At 44.8% G+C, this 18,394-nt stretch carries 21 protein-coding genes; 17 read left to right on the forward strand and 4 right to left on the reverse strand.

Going from position 1 to position 18,394, the window contains the following annotated elements; genetic code table 11:
* Positions 1-41: 41 nt before the first annotated feature.
* Positions 42-452: an AraC family transcriptional regulator gene (locus IM792_RS10970; protein ID WP_194101886.1), complete on the forward strand. Its 411-nt coding sequence runs from the start codon at positions 42-44 to the stop codon at positions 450-452.
* A 13-nt stretch (positions 453-465) separates the two neighbouring features.
* On the opposite strand, the gene IM792_RS10975 is transcribed toward IM792_RS10970, so the two are convergent.
* The gene (locus tag IM792_RS10975) at positions 466-1,770 is read right to left on the reverse strand and encodes a hypothetical protein (protein WP_194101887.1); all 1,305 of its coding nucleotides are present in this window, start codon (positions 1,768-1,770) and stop codon (positions 466-468) included.
* A 141-nt stretch (positions 1,771-1,911) separates the two neighbouring features.
* Between IM792_RS10975 and IM792_RS10980 the strand changes: the two genes are divergently transcribed.
* The 9 genes from IM792_RS10980 (at position 1,912) to IM792_RS11020 (ending at position 9,377) form a co-directional block, all read left to right on the forward strand.
* Complete coding sequence (locus IM792_RS10980; protein WP_194101888.1) at positions 1,912-2,673, forward strand: SDR family oxidoreductase; 762 nt, start codon at positions 1,912-1,914, stop codon at positions 2,671-2,673.
* 127 nt (positions 2,674-2,800) lie between these two features.
* Positions 2,801-3,433: a hypothetical protein gene (locus IM792_RS10985; RefSeq protein ID WP_194101889.1), complete on the forward strand. Its 633-nt coding sequence runs from the start codon at positions 2,801-2,803 to the stop codon at positions 3,431-3,433.
* Positions 3,423-3,734, forward strand: a complete 312-nt coding sequence (locus IM792_RS10990; protein ID WP_194101890.1) for a transcriptional regulator — start codon at positions 3,423-3,425, stop codon at positions 3,732-3,734. The genes IM792_RS10985 and IM792_RS10990 overlap by 11 nt, the downstream gene beginning before the upstream one ends.
* A gap of 53 nt (positions 3,735-3,787) precedes the next feature.
* A complete protein-coding gene (creD, locus tag IM792_RS10995; RefSeq protein WP_194101891.1) occupies positions 3,788-5,131 on the forward strand; it encodes a cell envelope integrity protein CreD in 1,344 nt (447 codons plus the stop codon).
* Between the two features lie 92 nt (positions 5,132-5,223).
* Positions 5,224-5,958 carry a ferritin-like domain-containing protein gene (locus IM792_RS11000; protein ID WP_194101892.1) on the forward strand — a complete coding sequence of 245 codons (735 nt, stop codon included), beginning with the start codon at positions 5,224-5,226 and terminating at the stop codon, positions 5,956-5,958.
* A gap of 22 nt (positions 5,959-5,980) precedes the next feature.
* Positions 5,981-6,400, forward strand: a complete 420-nt coding sequence (locus tag IM792_RS11005) for a hypothetical protein (RefSeq protein WP_194101893.1) — start codon at positions 5,981-5,983, stop codon at positions 6,398-6,400.
* A gap of 495 nt (positions 6,401-6,895) precedes the next feature.
* Positions 6,896-8,320 (forward strand): 23S rRNA (uracil(1939)-C(5))-methyltransferase RlmD, encoded by a 1,425-nt coding sequence (rlmD, locus tag IM792_RS11010; RefSeq protein ID WP_194101894.1) that lies wholly within the window; start codon positions 6,896-6,898, stop codon positions 8,318-8,320.
* Between the two features lie 108 nt (positions 8,321-8,428).
* Positions 8,429-8,821, forward strand: coding sequence for a hypothetical protein (locus IM792_RS11015; protein ID WP_194101895.1), 393 nt, complete (start codon positions 8,429-8,431; stop codon positions 8,819-8,821).
* Positions 8,822-8,867: 46 nt separating this feature from the next.
* On the forward strand, positions 8,868-9,377 hold the full coding sequence (locus IM792_RS11020) for a phosphoribosyltransferase family protein (protein ID WP_194101896.1): 510 nt from the start codon (positions 8,868-8,870) through the stop codon (positions 9,375-9,377).
* A 243-nt stretch (positions 9,378-9,620) separates the two neighbouring features.
* Here IM792_RS11020 and IM792_RS11025 read toward each other — a convergent pair whose 3' ends face one another.
* Together IM792_RS11025 and IM792_RS11030 are read right to left on the reverse strand one after the other, a co-directional pair.
* A complete protein-coding gene (locus IM792_RS11025; protein ID WP_194101897.1) occupies positions 9,621-10,073 on the reverse strand; it encodes a thioredoxin domain-containing protein in 453 nt (150 codons plus the stop codon).
* Between the two features lie 76 nt (positions 10,074-10,149).
* On the reverse strand, positions 10,150-11,871 hold the full coding sequence (locus tag IM792_RS11030) for a DUF6600 domain-containing protein (protein ID WP_194101898.1): 1,722 nt from the start codon (positions 11,869-11,871) through the stop codon (positions 10,150-10,152).
* Between the two features lie 167 nt (positions 11,872-12,038).
* Between IM792_RS11030 and IM792_RS11035 the strand changes: the two genes are divergently transcribed.
* The 7 genes from IM792_RS11035 (at position 12,039) to IM792_RS11065 (ending at position 17,942) form a co-directional block, all read left to right on the forward strand.
* Positions 12,039-13,001 (forward strand): isopenicillin N synthase family oxygenase, encoded by a 963-nt coding sequence (locus IM792_RS11035; RefSeq protein ID WP_194101899.1) that lies wholly within the window; start codon positions 12,039-12,041, stop codon positions 12,999-13,001.
* A 99-nt stretch (positions 13,002-13,100) separates the two neighbouring features.
* On the forward strand, positions 13,101-13,721 hold the full coding sequence (locus tag IM792_RS11040) for a LysE family transporter (RefSeq protein ID WP_194101900.1): 621 nt from the start codon (positions 13,101-13,103) through the stop codon (positions 13,719-13,721).
* Between the two features lie 67 nt (positions 13,722-13,788).
* Complete coding sequence (locus tag IM792_RS11045; protein WP_194101901.1) at positions 13,789-14,337, forward strand: YceI family protein; 549 nt, start codon at positions 13,789-13,791, stop codon at positions 14,335-14,337.
* 37 nt (positions 14,338-14,374) lie between these two features.
* Positions 14,375-15,439 carry an ATP-binding protein gene (locus IM792_RS11050; RefSeq protein ID WP_194101902.1) on the forward strand — a complete coding sequence of 355 codons (1,065 nt, stop codon included), beginning with the start codon at positions 14,375-14,377 and terminating at the stop codon, positions 15,437-15,439.
* Positions 15,440-15,486: 47 nt separating this feature from the next.
* The gene (locus tag IM792_RS11055; RefSeq protein WP_194101903.1) at positions 15,487-16,137 is read left to right on the forward strand and encodes a DUF47 family protein; all 651 of its coding nucleotides are present in this window, start codon (positions 15,487-15,489) and stop codon (positions 16,135-16,137) included.
* 26 nt (positions 16,138-16,163) lie between these two features.
* Entirely contained in the window at positions 16,164-17,174 is a 1,011-nt protein-coding gene (locus IM792_RS11060; RefSeq protein WP_194101904.1) for an inorganic phosphate transporter, read from the forward strand.
* Between the two features lie 30 nt (positions 17,175-17,204).
* A complete protein-coding gene (locus IM792_RS11065) occupies positions 17,205-17,942 on the forward strand; it encodes a DUF4197 domain-containing protein (protein WP_194101905.1) in 738 nt (245 codons plus the stop codon).
* A 22-nt stretch (positions 17,943-17,964) separates the two neighbouring features.
* Here the strand turns inward: IM792_RS11065 and IM792_RS11070 are convergent, their stop codons facing one another.
* Entirely contained in the window at positions 17,965-18,360 is a 396-nt protein-coding gene (locus tag IM792_RS11070; protein ID WP_194101906.1) for a hypothetical protein, read from the reverse strand.
* Positions 18,361-18,394: the final 34 nt, after the last annotated feature.

Here is an 18,394-nt window from a genome sequence, read left to right on the forward strand (position 1 = left end):
GCGGAAAGGTTTTTCTATTTTAGTGTTTTTACTAATGCATTATGCCTAAAGTACCGCTAAAATATCTGAACCGTAAGGAAGAAATATTCCGCAACTACCTGCACGAGATAGATAAGCATATTGATGATGTGCTTGAAGGCCGTGTTGAGGAGATGTTTGAGCTGCGCGATCTGGCGGCTTTGCTGTTTATACACCCCACCCACTTAAGCAATGTTATAAAGCAGCATACCGGCTTGCACCCTTGTTATTTTTACGAAGAAAAACTGATAGCCGTAGCCAAAAATATGCTGGCCGATCCGGAGCTTTCTATTGCCGATGTTGCCCGTAAACTAACTTACGATCCATCAAACTTTACCAAGTGGTTCAAATTTTTTGAGCACGTTACCCCATCTCAATACCGCAAACAGCTGTACGAGCAAACTTTTGCCGAAATGCAGGCGACCGCCGGCTAATAAAAGATTTCCCTTATTTCTTTACCAGATCGGCAGGGTTAACCTCATGGCTCAATAACTGCCCGAACAATTCCCAGCGCTTAGCAGGGTTTTTGGCCGTGCCGCCGTTGCGTTCAATGTGGTTCTTCACCAAATCCTGCCCGTAGTTGTAATTGATAACATAGCTGCGGTATTTTTTAATGAACTTAACAGATTTATTAGCCGTTTCATCATCCATTAAACAATACTTGCGCAGCCATTGCTGAGCTTTGCTGTCGCTCATTTCATCACTTAATATGCCACGGGCGGCTTCGTTACGGGCATAGTTCAGTTTACCGCGTATGGCCAGGGCTTTAAAATATATGTCGACATCGGCGGTGTCCAAACCGGCAAGGGGCAGCAGTACGCCACGGGTAAATACCACTTTATCATCTCCCGGAAAAGCCACTTCAATACCATAATTAGCGCTACCCTCGGCAATTAGTGATTGCGGACTGAACAGTGGATACAGCGATATCTCCACCCAACCTTTATCCTTATACAAATTCTTTTCGAGCAGCATATTGTACACATGATGCCCCGGGTAGCTTTCGTGGCTGCCTACATCAATGGCGCGGTCAATATAAATATCCAGGTCGGTATTGATCTGTACATCGCTATGGTATTTGCCCTTGTACCAATTATAGCCCGACCATGGCTTGTTCTTCACATAATCCAGAGTAAAAGTTTCGCCAGCCGGTAATTTATAGTGAGCCATCGTACGCTTACGGGCTTCGGCAATGGCGGTTTTCATCACAATATCCACCTTATCCTTCGGGATGATGAATTTTTTAGCAAGGCGCTGAAAGCGGTTGCTTACACTACCACTGCCGGGTAAAATGCTATCCAACTCATCCAGTTGGGTTTTATAGTAATCCTCATCGTAAGTTGGCGCAGTTACGCCAAACAGTTGTTTTGATTCCTCATCAAAAGGCAAATAATCGCCGGAGAAAATACGGATACGCTCGCCGAATGCGATAAGCTGGTTGTACATCCAATCGGCACGCATACGGTTTGAGTCGACCACGGCGCCGCGCGATACATCTTTCAGATCGTTCATTAATATGTTGACAGCAGCCAGCAAGCTATCTTTCGGGAAGGTTTCTTCAGGTTCTTTTGCTGATTTCAACGAATCCGGACCATAATAGGCATCTACAAAATCCTCATCGTACTGGCCAATGTTAAGGCCAAGTTTTACGTAACGGGCGGCAAGCTGATTGAGTTTTGCATTTTCCTGCTTTTCACCTTGTGAACACGAGAGCATAAACAGAACAGGTATTACGATCAAAAATTTTTTCATAGATGTTGCTAAAGCCAAATAAAGCGGCAAAGATGTTAAAAAACTGAAACAGTCACCATTTAAACTGAAACTATCACCATTATTAAGAACACACAAACAGGCACTTTTGTATTAGTAATTAGTAAAAAAACTATCAACAAAATGGAAAAGACCAATAAAATAGCCCTTGTAACCGGCGGAAGCCGTGGTTTGGGCCGTAATACAGCGTTAAAATTAGCGCAGGATGGGCACCATGTGGTGCTTACTTACCACAGCCGTAAGGATGAAGCCGAACAGGTAGCCACCGAAGTGGAAGCTTTTGGCGTTGGCGCGGTAGTGTTACAGCTTGATGCCGGTAACACCAAAAGCTTTGATGCATTTAAAACTGAGTTGGTTGAAAAGGTGAAAGCCAAATTTGGTGTGGAGCAGATCAACTTTTTGATCAATAACGGGGGCATTGAATCGTACGCGTTGTTTGCTGATGCTACCGAGGAGGCTTTTGATAACCTGATGAACGTGCACTTTAAAGGCGTTTACTTTTTAACCCAAAAGCTGCTGCCTGTTTTGGCTGATGGCGGCAGGATAGTAAACTTTTCGACCGGCTTGGCAAGGTTTGTAACGCCGGGTTATTCGGCCTATTCATCAATGAAGGCAGCTATTGATAACCTTACCCGCTATATGGCCAAAGAGCTTGGCGGCCGTAATATTACCGCCAATACCGTAGCGCCGGGCCCTATTGAAACAGATTTTACCAAGAAAACTTTTGAGCGCCCGGGCACAAAAGACTACCTGGTATCGCAAACCTCATTAGGCCGTGTTGGTCAGCCCGATGACATTGGCGGCATTGTTGCTTTTTTATGTAGCGACAGGGCAGCATGGATAACCGCGCAACGCATCGAGGCATCAGGCGGTTTATTTATTTAAGCTATCGCGATAGCGGATCAATGTATATACCCAAAAGCTCACCTGTTTTCAGGTGAGCTTTTTTTGTTAAAATAAATTTGCAGGAGTTATGAATATTCATTTACTTTGAAAATAAAAGTACTTTCCAGTGAAAGAAAAGGAATTGCATGATGAACTGACCTCCATACGGAGTTTGATGGAGCGCTCATCAAAATTTATATCGCTAAGCGGCCTGTCGGGTATAATGGCGGGGGTGTATGCCTTAATAGGTGCATTTGTAGCCTACCAAATAGTATATACCCGCAACGGTTTTTTCTACACCCGCGATTATGTAATAGCTAATGTAGATGATAACCGTGGTGTATTGTATACACTTATAGTTATTGCGTTGGCAGTGCTGGTGCTTTCGTTAGCTACAGGCGCCATACTAACCAAGCGCAAGGCCAAACGCAAAGGGCAGCAGGCCTGGGGCAAAAGTAGCCGCAACCTGTTATTTCACCTGGCTATACCTTTAATAACCGGCGGATTGCTGTGCATTATATTTATTACGCGTGGTTATGTGGGTATTGTGGCCCCTGCAACACTAATATTTTACGGATTGGCTTTAGTTAGCGCGAGTAATTATACTTTTGGCGACGTAAAATACCTGGGTATGCTTGAAATAGCCTTGGGTTTGGTTGCCGCCTTGCTGCCGGGTTATGGTTTGCTGTTTTGGGCGGTAGGTTTTGGCGTGCTGCATATTATTTATGGCAGCATAATGTATTTTAAATATGACGGGTAATAATCCTTTCGAAAAGCTTGACAAGGCTTTTGAGAACCGTGTAAGGCTACAGATAATGAGCGTGTTGATGGCTAACGAACGTTACGACTTCAACTCACTTAAAGAGCTGCTGGGCATTACCGACGGTAACCTGGCATCGCACCTTAAAGCTTTGGAGAAAGACGAATATATATTAGTGAACAAAACCTTTGTTGGCCGTAAACCCAATACCAATTACGAAGCCACTAAAAAAGGCAAACAGGCTTTTGAACAACACCTTAACGCGCTCGAGCAATTAATCAGGCTGCAAAAGGGGATATAATTTTTTTTGTGCATTTACTTTGAAAATAAAAGTACTTTTTAATAAATAATATCATGAACTCAGACAACCAATCACCCATGCCAACGTGGCAAAAATTTTCGAGTACCATTAAGGCCGTCATTATAGGCGGGCTTACACTGGCGCTGCTTATCCCGTCTATCTTTGTACAAAACCTGATTGATGAACGTCAAAACCGCAATCAACAAGTATTGGAAGATATATCAAACCAATGGTCGGGCAGCCAGCTCATAAATGGCCCGGTGCTGGTGATCCCTTATCGCTCCTTCGAAAAATATGTAGATACCTCCAAACATGTTAATGTGCGTGAAACTATCGGTAAACTATATGTATTGCCCGAGCATTTGAAGTATAAAGCCAGCACAAGATCGGAAAAACGCCATAAGGGCATATTTTATGCCGCCGTATATAATGCCGATATAAACGTGAACGGCGACTTTGGCAAGATAGACCTTACCGGTATGCAGATATCGCCAACGCAACTATTGCCCGAACGCGCTTATTTACTTTTTGGCTTAAGCGATACCAAAGGATTGAAAAGCCTGCCCGAGATAAACATTGGCGGACAAAAAACTACTACCCGCCCGGCTTTTAACGATACCCTTTTTGAAAACACCATGCAGGCGGCCTTTAACGCTACCGGGCTATTAGAAAAAAGCGGCCAGTTCAACTATACCCTGCAAATAAAAGGCAGTAACGAGCTCCGCTTTTTGCCATTAGGAAAGGCAACTACAGCGGAAGTTTCAGGCAACTGGACATCACCATCCTTTGATGGTTCGGTATCGGCCGATAATCATAAAGTTGATACCAGCGGCTTCACCGCAAAGTGGCATACATTAAACCTGGGGCAAACATTCCCGCAGCAATGGGTGAATGTTGATAACATATTCGGTAACAAAGAGAAAGTAAGCGAGTCATCATTCGGTGTAAAAATGATCATCCCGGTTGATGATTATCAAAAAACCATGCGCACCAGCAAGTACGCCATCCTTATAATACTGTTAACATTTGTAGCATTATTCCTTACCGAAATTATTACCCGCACGTCCATCCACACCTTTAACTATCTGCTGGTTGGCGCGGCCATGGTGGTGTTCTATATACTGCTGCTATCATTTGCCGAGCAGGTGGGCTTCAATATTTCGTATGCTATAGCGGCAGTGGCTACCGTGGGGCTGATATCCTGGTTTATTGCATCATTGCTTAAAAACGGTAAGGTAGCCGGTTTGCTCACCTTTATACTCAGTGTATTCTATGTATTTGTTTTCGTGATCATTCAGCTGGAAGATCTGGCCTTGCTGGTTGGCAGTGTCACGCTGTTCGCTATTATCGCTATACTCATGTACTTCTCGCGCAAAATAAACTGGGATAACCAGTAAAAATACCTCAACCTAACCTTATCGCAACGGCCCGGCGGCAATGGTCGCCGGGCTTTACAAACCAAACCATTCATCCTTTAAAACATAACAATATGCACACAAGTAATTACTGGGTGGCTCATTTCAGGGCCAATGCCGGCCAGCACCGTATAAACTGGGATCAGCTGCCCATGATCAGCATTGAGGAGATTAACCGCATATTACCCTCGCTACAGGCCTGGCAGCTGGGCGAAACATCCGAAGGGAAAAATCTTATAGCCGCCGCTACCCGTTACTCGGCCAAAACTAAAGATCCTGCTTACCTGGAAGCTATAAAGCTTTTTATTAAAGAGGAGCAAAAGCATGGTAACAATCTTGGCCAGTATCTGGATACGCTCCACCTGCCGCGCATCAAACAAAACTGGGGCGATTCACTTTTTCGTTTTGTCCGCCACCTAAACACCAGCATGGAGATGTGGACTTTAGCCGTGATCACCGTTGAAAGTACCGCGCAGATATTTTACCAGGCTTTAAAGAACGCCACCAATTGCCCCCTGCTAAAAGAGATATGTACCGATATACTGATAGACGAGGCATACCACATCACCTTCCAAACTGAGCGAATGGATATGATATTCAGCAACCGATCGGCATTTTCAAAGGCATGGCGGGCCATTGCCTACAAAATATTCTACTACGCCACCATCATGACGGTTTGGATGGCGCACCGCAAATTATTTATGGCGGGCGGCGTGGGCTTTATGGCTTACTTCAAAAAAATGCGGTACAAGTACGCAAAAACAATTAAGAGTATAACCCATCCATCGGGGTTTGTACAATTCGCTTAAGTAAAACATTAAAAATTACAACATGAACATTGCATTAAAATACACATTAAGGGTATGGCAAACGGCTGTATTTGTAGCCCCTGTTTTCATACTGATGCTTAGCATTGTGCCATCAGAGGGAGCATCTGACGCGTTTTTTATTTACCTGATAGGAATTGTAGCAGGCTTTATATGGTCAATCCCGAGCTTTTTGTTTTTAGCCATTTGTGCCTTTATAGTATCCACATCACGAATCAGCATTACATCGGCCAAAGCCTGGCTAACAGTAGCCGGATTAGCATTATCATGGCTGCCGTTTTATATGCTTGACGGCGTAAGGTTTATTACTGATGATGATACATCTTCCTTGTATTTTATATCCATTTATGCTATTGTTATAGTTATATCCATATGGATGTTCCGGTTGGAAACACAAGCAAACCTGCACACAAGTACTAATTAAATAAAATACCCAAATCCTGAAGTTAATAAATCATGAATGCTTGTTCATATGTATTCCGGATAGGTGTAACCGTTGCATTTGTTATGCCTGTATTTATTTTTCTACTTGGCCTTGAGGGTTTTTTGGACATTTCTGAACTGTTTAACATCTATATAATAGGTATTTTGTGTGAATGTGCTTGGTTAGTGCCAGCGTTATTTGTATTATGGATTTGCGCTTCAGTAGTTTCATTATTAAAACTAAGAGTGACTGTTGCTAAGGCATGGTTGTCATTTGTTTTAATAGTGATTACTTATTTACCATTGTTTATGATCTTCGGAATCGAGTCTATTACAGAACCCGATTGGAGATCAAAGAGTTATATTGTTATACATACATTAATATTGATCGCATTGGTTTGGTTATATTATTTAAGAATAGACCCTCGGCCCGGAATAAATGAAGCCGACGGCGAAGTATCGCCATTTTAAATAATTGGCTTAACTTTGCAGCCTGATGAGCAGAGGTGCAAAAAAAAGTAAGTTCTTCGAGAACGTAGCTATAATTGATATTGCCGAGGAAGGCAAGGGCGTAGGCAAGGCCGATGATTTTGTGTTGTTTGTTGATAAGGCCATCCCCGGTGATGTGGCCGATGTAACAGTTTTTAAAAGCAAAAAGAATTTTGGCGAAGGCCGGATAACCGAACTAAAAAAATCGTCGGAACACCGTGTTAAGGCTTTTTGCGAGCATTTTGGCACCTGCGGCGGCTGCAAATGGCAACACATGACGTATGATGCCCAGCTTACCTTCAAGCAAAAATCAGTGTCTGACGCTATTAGCCGTTTGGCTAAGTTAGATGCCAGCGATATTATGCCTATCGTAGCCTCACCGGCCGATAAGTATTATCGTAATAAACTGGAGTTCACCTTCTCGAACAAGCGCTGGCTGTACGATGGCGAGAACCGCGACGACCAGCAACTGGATATGAACGCGCTGGGTTTCCACATCCCGGGCAGGTTTGATAAGATATTAGATGTTGAGCACTGCTACCTGCAAGCCGAGCCATCAAACTCGCTGCGTAACCGCATTCGCGATTTTGTGAAACAGCACGGCTACTCGTTTTACGATCTGAAACAGCATACCGGCGCTTTGCGTAACCTTATCATCCGCACCTCATCAACCGGCGAGGTAATGGTGGTGATGGTGTTCGCCTACGCTACCGATGATGAAGTGCAAAAACTGATGGGCTTTATCGAGGCTGAGTTCCCACAGATCACATCGCTGTTGTACATCATCAACCATAAAAAAAACGATACCATTTTTGACCAGGAGGTAGTAGCCTTTAAAGGCCCTGAATATATTTACGAGGAGATGCCATCGCCAAACGGGGTGATCAAATTCCGTATCGGGCCAAAATCATTTTACCAAACCAACTCGGTACAGGCATTAAAGCTGTACGAAATAACTCGCGATTTTGCCGGATTTAAGGGCGATGAGCTGGTGTATGATCTTTATACCGGCGCGGGCACCATTGCCAACTTTGTGGCAGGCCACGTGCGCGAGGTAGTGGGCGTTGAATACGTGCCATCGGCTATTGAGGATGCCAAGATCAACTCGCAGATAAACAACATCAGCAACACCAAATTTTACGCCGGCGATATGAAGGATGTGCTCTCGGCCGAATTTGTAGCCGAGCATGGCAAACCCGAAGTTATCATCACCGATCCGCCACGCGCGGGTATGCACCCTGATGTGGTGGCCCGATTGATGGAGATTGAAGCCCCCAAAATTGTTTACGTAAGCTGCAACGCCGCCACCCAGGCCCGCGACCTGGTAGTGCTTAAAGAAAAATACGACCTGGTTAAAATTCAACCGGTTGATATGTTCCCGCATACCCAACACGTGGAGAATGTGGTGCTGTTGAGGTTGAGAGATCAGTAGTTAGTGATTGGTGGTTGGTGGTTAGTGATTAGAGAACAGAGGTTAGTGATCAGTAATTAGAAGTCAAACCTTAGAATTTAGATTTTAGAACTTAGAATTTCACAATATATGAACCCCGAAGATCTGTTGAACGAGGACGGCGATGATAAAAAGAAACAGAGTCCGCTGGTAAGCCTTGAGGTTGATCTTAAATTCTTCAGCGAATCCATACGCGAAGTAGCTGTTGAAATTATGGTTGAGGGCCTGTCGGCCTACCCCATATTTATAGCCCACCAGCACGATGTAAAACTGGGCGAGGTGATACTTGACCGTAATGAGCTTAACTCCGAGTGGAGTGTACATGCCTCAACCCTTGAAGAGTTTATTGAAAAGGGCGTTATTAAAAAGGAATTGAAGCAACGCTTTATTGATAGCTTTAAAAACCCGCACGATTTTATGTGTGTTTTTGCCATAGTGCCCGAGGGTGCCAATTTTATATTCTTTCCGTATAGTAAGGAGTAAAGCTTATATATTAGCCTCATAAATCAACAAAAATAAAGCTGCCGCCATGACCGAGAAAAAATTGCTGATATTAAACAGCCAGCAAATACAGCAAAAGATAGATAGAATTGCCTACCAGATACTGGAAGATAATTTTGACGAGCAAGAGATCATGATTGCGGGCATACTGCCGCGCGGCAATATTATAGCCCAGCGCATAAAAGCTATACTGGATGAAAAGGCTCCCTTTAAAAGCCGCCTGCTTACCATTAATATTGATAAGGAAAGCAGCTCACTTAAAGCCACTACTGATTTTGACGTTGAGGAATGCCGCGATAAGGTAATTATTTTAGTTGATGACGTACTTAACAGCGGTAAAACACTGGCTTACGGCCTTGGGGTATTTTTAAATGTGCCTTTAAAGAAAATACGCAGTGTAATTTTAATTGATCGTAACCATAAAAGCTTCCCTGTAATTACAGATTTTTCGGGAATAGCGCTATCAACCGTAATAAAAGACCATGTTGATGTACGCCTGAACGAGCCTGATGAAGCCGATGCTGTGTATTTAGTATGATATGCTGTGCCAAATTTCCCACTTGGGGAATTTGCTCTACGTTTTTTGTGGCGAAAATTACACGTTAAAACATTATTCCACGCAACACTTAGTTAATTATAGGTTGAAATAAGTTCAACCACGGCCTTGGCACTACTTTTGGATATGTATTAATACCCTTCTCAGAGGGTTTGTTTTTCATAGGTAGATGTAAGGCCGAAATACTGCGAGAGTGTTATCGGCCTTTTTTATTATACCTAAGTTTTATCGGGCTGCTAAAGCCTGCTTACCAAAGCGCAGCAGATCATCGGCCTGAACAAAACCGACAGTATGCGATACCCTTTTACCTTTTGAGTTAAAGATGATGAGTGTTGGATAACCTTCAAGCGCCCATTGCGAGGCAAGCTCCGGACCCTGGCCCTTTTCCATATCCATAGCCACGTTAATAAAGTTCTTGTTATAAAAATCGGCCACATCCTTGTTTTTAAAGGTAGTGCGCTTTAGCATTTTGCACGGGCCGCACCATACGGCATAGGCATCCACAAAAATGTATTTATTCTCCTTTACGGCCTTTTTGAGGGCCTCGTTCCACGAGTTTTCCATAAAGCTGATGCCGGCACCATCGTCGGCAGCTTTTTTATTTTGCGCGGTGGCGGTAAAGCCAAACACGCACAGCATCAGTGCAATTAGTATGTTATATCTTAAGGTAGCGATCATGGTATCAAAAGTAAGGACAATTACTTTACGCAATTGTCCTTACCATCTAATTTTAAGATAACGATTTTGTTATAAATCAACCACGACCAGGGCGGCTGCCTCTGCTGCTACGTTGCTGATCGCTTTGTTGCTGGCGCTGCTGCTCCTGTTGTTGGCGTTGCTGATCGCGCTGCTGGCGTTGTTGTTCCTGCTGTTGCTGGCGCGCTTGCTCCTGCTGTTGCCTTTGTTGCTCACGAGCCTGCTCTTGTTGCTGGCGTTGCTGTTCACGTTGTTGATCGGCTTGCTGACGGCGCTGTTCTTCCTGCTGCTGGCGAGCCTGGTCGCGTTGCTGGCGTTGTTGCTCTTGTTGTTGAGCACGTTGCTGTTCCTGCTGTTGGCGCTGCTGCTCCTGTTGTTGAGCACGAGCCTGATCCTGCTGCTGACGTTGCTGCTCTTGCTGTTGCTGGCGGGCCTGGTCACGTTGCTGACGAACCTGTTCAGTTTGCTGGCGACGCTGCTCGGCCTGTTGCTGGCTTTGCTGATCGCGCTGCTGGCGTTGTTGCTCAGCCTGCTGGCTGCGTACACGCTCACGTTGCTCGGTAGCCTGTTGGCGCTGATCGGGCTGTTGCTGTTGCTGCTGCACGCGTTGCTGGCGGCGTTGCTCGGCCTGCTGTTCACGCTGTTGGCTGCTACGGTCATTGTTGTTGTTCTGTGTAGCCTCATCGCGCTGTTGCGGGCGTTGTATGCGGCGGCTATCGTCATTGCCATCGTTACGTGTACCCAATTGTTGATCGCTACGGTTAACACCGCTGCGGGTAGGCGCTGCATTATTGTTGTTATTTCTGGTGTTACTGTTATCATTTGTACGATTGCGCAGCTGTTCATTACGGCGAGCGGCACGGCTTTCGGGTCTGTTCTCGTTAACCCTAACCACTTTGTTGTCGGGATTTTCGGCACGTACAGCCCTGGCCAATCTGTCGGCATTACCACGGTTCACGCCTGATGTTCTGTCGGCAATACGTTGGTTGGGGTTTTCGCGCTGATAAGCGGCACCATCAATTACCCTTGCCGGTTTTGAATTATCAGCCCTGCGGATACTCGGGCGGTAAATGCTCACGCTATTATCATTAACCCTGCTGCGGTTAGGGGTGCGTACATTATTAATATTGTACACCCTTACCGGCCTGCCGATAGCGCGCTCAACCTCGTTAACCCTCGGGCCACTGTAATACCTACGGTTGTTATATACATAGGTATTGTTAATGTATGTAGTATGGTTAATAATAGTTACACGGCGGTTATAAGGCACGTAGTAGTTATATATGTTAGGACTGGTAATATAAGCCGAAGGCGCGCACACCCAATAATTGTCGGGTATATTATAGTTACCGAATGACATGCTGATGTTTATGCCGGGCGATAACGGTGCCCAACCATAATAACCACCACCCTGGCGCCAGGCCACCCAGGCAGGTGCCCATTCGTAACCGGGTATCCATACCCAGCCGTAGTAGTTATCAAAACGCCAGCGACCGTAATGGAACGGCGCCCAACCCCATTCGTAGTCTGACACCCAGGTGTTGCCATACGAGGTCATGGCCCAGTAACCGCGGGTTGCATAAGGCTGAAAGCCCTCCTCAACATCGGGCACCCATACGTTGCCATAATCAGGGTCGTACACCCAGGTACCGTAAGGATCAAGTCCGTCGTAAAACTCCTGGTCGGTAACGTAACCCTGAGCGTAGCTTTTATTTGGAGAGGCCAGTGCTAAAAACAGCATCACGATACCCAGGCCCCATATTTTGTTAACGATCTTCATAACTTTATAACTTATAATTGGCTAACCGCCTTTGTACTGTTATTGACAAGGCAAACCACAAAACGTTTAAATGGTTACAACTAATTATAAACATGCCGCTGTTTTAAGCGGCCTAAGTGTAATTTTGTAAATTAGCACATCATCCAATAATAAAACTATCTGCAACCATGAGTACAGTGAATATACCAAGGCTTGACCTCAACAATTACCTGAACGGCACCGCCGAACAACGCAAACAATTTTCGGACGATATTGGCCGCGCCTTTAACGAAACCGGCTTTGTTACCATAACCAACCACGGCCTTAGCAAACAGCTTATTGAGCAACTGTACACCCAGGTTAAGGCGCTATTTGCCGAGCCCGATGCGGTAAAGGCCAAATATGAAATACCCGGTCTTGCAGGCCAGCGTGGCTATACCGGCAAGGAAAAGGAAACCGCTAAAGGCTTTACCAAGCCCGACCTTAAGGAGTTTTGGCAAATAGGCCAAACCGTTGAGGATAATGACCCGGTAAAAGATATTTATCCCGACAATGTACAGGTAGATGAACTGCCCGAGTTTAACGCCGTAACCCTGGAGATATACAAAAAGCTCGAAGCTATTGGCAAGCAACTGTTGCGCGCTATATCGGTATACCTTAACCTGCCGGAGGATTATTTTGATGGTAAGGTGCATAACGGCAACAGCATATTGCGCACGCTGCACTATTTCCCGATAGCAGACCTGGATGCTATACCTGATGATGCCGTACGTGCCGGTGCGCATGAGGATATTAACCTGATCACCCTGCTGATAGGCGCCAGTGCCGATGGACTGGAAGTACTTACCCGCGAGGGCAGCTGGTACCCGGTAAAGGCGCATGGCGAGGATCTGGTAGTTAACGTTGGCGATATGCTGCAAAGGCTTACCAACAACAAACTAAAATCAACCACGCACAGGGTAGTTAACCCGCCGCGCGAGCTGATGAAAACCTCACGCTTTTCGGTACCATTCTTTTTGCATCCGAAATCAGATATGGATCTGACCAGCCTTGAATCGTGCATTGATGTTGAGCACCCAAAGTTGTATACTGATATTACCGCGGGAGAGTATCTGGATGAAAGGTTGAGAGAGATAGGGTTGAAGAAGTAAGCAGCCTTGCATCGTCATTATTGCTATGGCTGATAACGAAACATTAGGTCGGGATTATTATCTTCGCCGTTATTTTTTAAAGCAAACTAACGGGGACCAATGATATTCCTGACCTTTTTTATCGGGCTGATAGCCAACTTTATCGGTTACATTCCGCCCGGTAATATCAACCTTACCTTAGTACAAATTACCATTAACCGTGGCATGCGGCATGCCTTACAGTTCATTACGGCGTTTTCGGTAATCGAGTTCTTTTTCACCTTCGTGATCATGCACTTCGCCAAGTGGATATCTGAGCAGGCCAACCTAGATACGGTGATAGATTGGGTGATGGTTGTACTTTTCGGCACTTTAGGTATTGTTACCTGGGTAGGACGCAACAATCCTCCAAAAACAAAATACTCTGATACGGCAAGTATCAAATATGGCATTATGCTGGGTTTTTTAAATCCCATGCAAATCCCCTTTTGGATGGTTACCGGCACCTACGTTATATCGCACGAGTGGATATTGGATGGTAATTTCGCTTTGGTCATCTTTAGTGTCGGCTCAGCATTAGGTTCGTTTTTGTGCCTGTACCTTTATGCCCGGTTTGCGCAGTATATACAAAGTAAATTCGCCTTAAGCACAAGGGTAATTACCATCAGCATAGCATGGCTGTTCTTTGCCTTGGCCGCCTACCATATATGCAAGCAACTGTATATCATCATTATTAAATAACCATCTTTTTACAAAGGGCCTTGTATTAGTGCGGGGTTAATTGCCGTTATTAGCATCAAACTATAGCATGAAAACCCAACATACCAGCACGCTTAAAAGCTTTTTAATATTACTGTTAGTAACCCTTGCAGACCATACAGCTTTCGCGCAAACTACCATATCGCGCTCGGCGCTTACTTACGAGGTGAAAAATCTCGGTATAAATACCAGCGGTAAGTTCACCGGCATTAAGGCCAACATCAACTTTAACCCGGCACAACCGGCCGGCGGTAGCATTGAAGCGGCTGTTGATGTAAATACTGTAAACTCTGATAATGATACCCGCGATGAACACCTGAAAGGCGCTAAGTTTTTTGACGCGGCTAAATACCCTACTATCAACATCAAATCAACATCGATACAAAAAAAGGGTAGCGGTTATCTGGGTAAATTTGATCTGACTATAAAAGGCACCACCAAACCGGTTGAGATACCTTTTACCTATACCGCCACCGGCGACAAAGCCCAGTACAAGGGCAGCTTTAAAATTAACCGCAAGGATTTTAACGTTGGCGGCAGCAGCATGACCCTGGCCGACGAGGTAACCATCAATATTGATATTGAAACCGCTAAATAAGTAGCGCACAGCTTACTAAAAACCTTAACTTTAAGGCATGAAATTACGTGTTCTGGTTTTTATAAACGCCTTTGCCGTTGCAGTAACCCTATCAATAGCCAACTATTATTTTCAGCGTAGTTTGCATGCAGTGCTGATCACCTTTCCGGCAACTTTCATTATCAGCTACATTATATTTTATTATTTGATAGAGAAATATATCTACTCAAAAATAAAACTGATCTATAAACAGATACATAATCTTAAGTTGGGCCGCGACCTGCGCGATGCCCTGGGCGAACACGTATCTGCCGACCCGATAAGCGATGTGCAGCAGGAAGTTAAGGAATGGGCCACGCAAAAAAAAGGGGAAATAGAGGTATTAAGAGCACAGGAAAAATTCAGACGGGAGTTTTTATCGAACATATCGCACGAGTTTAAAACCCCGCTGTTTGCCATACAAGGTTATATTGAGGCCATTGAGGATGATGATTTTGAGGATCAGGATATGGCACGCGAATTTTTACAAAAGGCCGCCCGTAATGTTGATCGCCTGAGTTTTTTGATCAAGGATCTGGATGAGATATCAAAACTGGAAACCGGGCAGATAGCCATAAACTACAGCAAGTTCAAGATAAACGACCTGATAAAGGAGGTAATTGAAAACCTGGAACTTAAGGCCAAAAAGCACAATATTAAATTTGTGTTCAAAGAAAAATACGACGAATCAATTACCGTTGAGGCCGATAAGCAAAAAATAACACAAGTACTTACTAACCTGATAGACAACTCGTTAAAGTACGGCAAGGAAGGCGGCAAAACCGCCATTAGCTTATTTGAGCTGCACGATCAGGTTTTGGTGGAGATAACTGATGATGGCATTGGTATTGAAGAAAAGTACCTGCCACGCCTGTTTGAGCGCTTTTTCCGTACGGATAGCAGCCGCTCGAGGCAAATTGGCGGCTCGGGGCTGGGTTTGGCCATAGTTAAGCATATTGTTGAAGCGCACGATCAAACCATAAATGTGCGCAGTACCGAGGGCCTGGGCTCAACATTTGGCTTCACGCTTAAAAAAGCCAAGCAACAAATAAACATCGCGGGGATACCCGTGTTAAAAAGTTAACATTAAATTAACACACGCAAGTTACCTTTGCACAATAATACTCAACAATGTCATTAAACAGTATATTCCAGTATTTTGTCCCAAAGGATAAAAAAGTTTTCTTCCCATTATTTGAACAGGCATCAAGCAACGTAGTTGCAATGGCTACCGTTTTGGTTGAGGCAGTTAACTCGGCCAGCCCTGCCACCCGCGAGGATCTGTTCAAGCAAATAGACAAGCTTGAGAACAAAGGCGATGAAATTACCCACCAGATATACCTGGAGCTGGGCAAGAACTTCATTACCCCGTTTGATCGTGAAGATATACACTCATTAGCTACCGCTATTGATGATGTTGCCGATTATATACAAGGCGCCGCTAACCGTATGATGCTTTACAGCGTTGATAACATTAACGAGCCTATCAAAAAGCTATCTGAGCTTATTTTACAGGCCAGCATCGACCTTGAAAAAGCGGTTAAAGAACTGCGCGACCTGAAGAACGTACGTAACATTGCCGACTCGTGCATACGCATTAACAGCGTTGAGAACCAGGCTGATTATGTATTTGACCGCGCCGTGGCCGATCTATTCCTGTACGAAAAGGACGCCATTAACCTGATAAAATACAAAGAGATATACGCAGCGCTTGAAACCGCTACCGATATGTGCGAGGATGCTGCCAACGTAATGGAATCCATATTAGTTAAAAACGCGTAAGCAATTACTTTTTTATATCCCGATACATGGTTACCACCCTGCTTGTAGTTGTAATTTGCCTGGCAATAGTATTCGATTTTATAAATGGTTTTCATGATGCCGCAAACTCTATTGCTACCATTGTATCAACCAAGGTATTAACGCCGTTTCAGGCTGTTATATGGGCTGCCGCGTTCAACTTTTTGGCATTCTTTGTTATTAAGGACCACAAGGTTGCTAACACTATAGCCAAGATCGTACTTCAGGATTATGTTACCATCAACGTAATACTGGCCGGTTTGTTAGCCGCTATTACCTGGAATTTAATTACCTGGTGGTTCGGTATACCATCAAGCTCATCGCACACGCTTATTGGCGGTTTCGCCGGCGCCGGCATGACCAATGCCATATTTATGGGCCACAACGCGTTCCATGCCATTAAATCAAGCTACATCATCGAGATAGCCTCATACATTGTACTGGCACCCTTTATCGGTTTGATCACCGCTTATATTATCACTATCATTATACTGCACATCTGTAAAAACGCCCGTCCCGCCGCTGCCGAAAAGTGGTTCAAGGCCGGTCAGCTGATATCGTCAGCGTTTTTGAGCTTTGCACACGGTGGTAATGATGCGCAAAAGGTAATGGGTATTATTTATGTGGCCCTTGTATCAGCAAAAGTACTTACTGATGGCGCTACCATGCCCGAGTGGATACCATTAGCCTGTTACAGCGCTATTGGCCTGGGCACCATGTCCGGCGGTTGGAAGATCGTTAAAACCATGGGTAGCAAAATTACCAAGGTAACCCCGGTTGAGGGTGTTGCGGCCGAAACTGCCGGTGCCATCACACTAACTATTACTGAGCGTTTGGGCATACCGGTTTCAACCACGCATACCATTACAGGTTCAATTATAGGTGTAGGCTTAACCAAAAGGGTATCGGCCGTGCGTTGGGGTGTAACCATTAACCTGATGTGGGCCTGGGTTATCACCATCCCTATTTCGGCCTTGCTTGCTGCCGGTGTATATTCATTGATCCGCCTGTTCGCTTAAACTTTTTGCCGCTACGCAGGTTAAAGCTGTATGAAAAAGGTATTACTTATTATCCCTGCCATTGTTGGCATGTCCATTATATCCGGCTGCGATACGCTTAACCAGGTAGCGCAAACTGCCGGTCAAACCATTGGCAACCCTACCGCTACTGATATCGCTTCGGCATTAAAGCAGGCGCTTGAGCAGGGTACAACCAAAAGCTCGGATGAATTATCGGCACAAAACGGCTTCTTCGGCAACGCGCTGATCAAACTGGTTTTCCCGCCCGAAGCACAAAAGGCCGAAAAGACCCTCCGCTCATTAGGTTTAAACTCGCTTTGCGATAACGTGATACTTTCACTGAACCGTGCTGCCGAGGATGCCGCTAAGGAAGCCAAACCCATTTTTATCAACTCCATTAAGCAGCTTACCTTGCAGGATGCCACCAACATTTTATTAGGCAATAAGGATGCGGCTACCCAATACTTTAAACGCACTACCGTTAATCAGCTTACCGAAAAATTCAAGCCTGTTATTCAAAGCAGTTTGAACAAGGTTGGCGCTACCCGCTATTATGGCGATGCGGTTACGGCTTACAATAAAGTTCCGCTGGTGAGCACCAAGCTTAACCCCGATTTGAGTGACTACGTAACGCAAAAGGCCATTGAAGGCTTATTTGTGGAGATAGCCAAAGAGGAGCTGAACATTCGCCAAAACCTGTCGGCACGTTCAACTACGCTGATGCAGCGTGTGTTTGGTTATGCCGATAGTAAAAAGGCAAAGAGCTAAAAAAAGAGCTTACCAACGTACATTATTCTGTCGGTTTTGCCGGATGGCGAAACATTATGACGGCGAATATCACAGCTAATCCTGCATAAATACCGGCCACTACTGATAATGCAGCAGGCAGATCGCTATTACCTCGAAACACTGTTTTAACAAGCATTGCTCCGCCTATAAAAAAGTGGGCGAAATTGGCTAACACCAAAGGTTTGTTATAAATACCGCCTATATTAGAGCCTTTGGCCATCCAGTTAAGCATAGCGAAACCGAAGTAGGTTGCACCTAACAATTGCGTGGCGATGCTTAATATTTCGGTGGGTTGGGCAACAAAGGCTTTTATAATATCATCTGCTGCAAAGGTGAGGGCGATACCCATAACTGCTAAAAATATAGCGGTTACGGTCATGATAAGTTTGGTATTCATCAAAGGGGTAATGTTAGCCTGCAAACATACATTA

The organism is Mucilaginibacter sp. JRF (assembly GCF_015223065.1).
In the GTDB taxonomy this organism is placed as follows: Bacteria; Bacteroidota; Bacteroidia; order Sphingobacteriales; family Sphingobacteriaceae; genus Mucilaginibacter.

What these genes read in the sequence shown, in the direction of transcription:
- IM792_RS10970 (WP_194101886.1), top strand. Translation starts at nt 42, where the DNA reads ATGCCTAAAGTACCGCTAAAATATCTGAACCGTAAGGAAGAAATATTC.
- IM792_RS10975 (WP_194101887.1), bottom strand. Translation starts at nt 1,770, where the DNA reads ATGAAAAAATTTTTGATCGTAATACCTGTTCTGTTTATGCTCTCGTGT.
- IM792_RS10980 (WP_194101888.1), top strand. Translation starts at nt 1,912, where the DNA reads ATGGAAAAGACCAATAAAATAGCCCTTGTAACCGGCGGAAGCCGTGGT.
- IM792_RS10990 (WP_194101890.1), top strand. Translation starts at nt 3,423, where the DNA reads ATGACGGGTAATAATCCTTTCGAAAAGCTTGACAAGGCTTTTGAGAAC.
- creD (WP_194101891.1), top strand. Translation starts at nt 3,788, where the DNA reads ATGAACTCAGACAACCAATCACCCATGCCAACGTGGCAAAAATTTTCG.
- IM792_RS11000 (WP_194101892.1), top strand. Translation starts at nt 5,224, where the DNA reads ATGCACACAAGTAATTACTGGGTGGCTCATTTCAGGGCCAATGCCGGC.
- IM792_RS11005 (WP_194101893.1), top strand. Translation starts at nt 5,981, where the DNA reads ATGAACATTGCATTAAAATACACATTAAGGGTATGGCAAACGGCTGTA.
- rlmD (WP_194101894.1), top strand. Translation starts at nt 6,896, where the DNA reads ATGAGCAGAGGTGCAAAAAAAAGTAAGTTCTTCGAGAACGTAGCTATA.
- IM792_RS11015 (WP_194101895.1), top strand. Translation starts at nt 8,429, where the DNA reads ATGAACCCCGAAGATCTGTTGAACGAGGACGGCGATGATAAAAAGAAA.
- IM792_RS11020 (WP_194101896.1), top strand. Translation starts at nt 8,868, where the DNA reads ATGACCGAGAAAAAATTGCTGATATTAAACAGCCAGCAAATACAGCAA.
- IM792_RS11025 (WP_194101897.1), bottom strand. Translation starts at nt 10,073, where the DNA reads ATGATCGCTACCTTAAGATATAACATACTAATTGCACTGATGCTGTGC.
- IM792_RS11030 (WP_194101898.1), bottom strand. Translation starts at nt 11,871, where the DNA reads ATGAAGATCGTTAACAAAATATGGGGCCTGGGTATCGTGATGCTGTTT.
- IM792_RS11035 (WP_194101899.1), top strand. Translation starts at nt 12,039, where the DNA reads ATGAGTACAGTGAATATACCAAGGCTTGACCTCAACAATTACCTGAAC.
- IM792_RS11040 (WP_194101900.1), top strand. Translation starts at nt 13,101, where the DNA reads ATGATATTCCTGACCTTTTTTATCGGGCTGATAGCCAACTTTATCGGT.
- IM792_RS11045 (WP_194101901.1), top strand. Translation starts at nt 13,789, where the DNA reads ATGAAAACCCAACATACCAGCACGCTTAAAAGCTTTTTAATATTACTG.
- IM792_RS11050 (WP_194101902.1), top strand. Translation starts at nt 14,375, where the DNA reads ATGAAATTACGTGTTCTGGTTTTTATAAACGCCTTTGCCGTTGCAGTA.
- IM792_RS11055 (WP_194101903.1), top strand. Translation starts at nt 15,487, where the DNA reads ATGTCATTAAACAGTATATTCCAGTATTTTGTCCCAAAGGATAAAAAA.
- IM792_RS11060 (WP_194101904.1), top strand. Translation starts at nt 16,164, where the DNA reads ATGGTTACCACCCTGCTTGTAGTTGTAATTTGCCTGGCAATAGTATTC.
- IM792_RS11065 (WP_194101905.1), top strand. Translation starts at nt 17,205, where the DNA reads ATGAAAAAGGTATTACTTATTATCCCTGCCATTGTTGGCATGTCCATT.
- IM792_RS11070 (WP_194101906.1), bottom strand. Translation starts at nt 18,360, where the DNA reads ATGAATACCAAACTTATCATGACCGTAACCGCTATATTTTTAGCAGTT.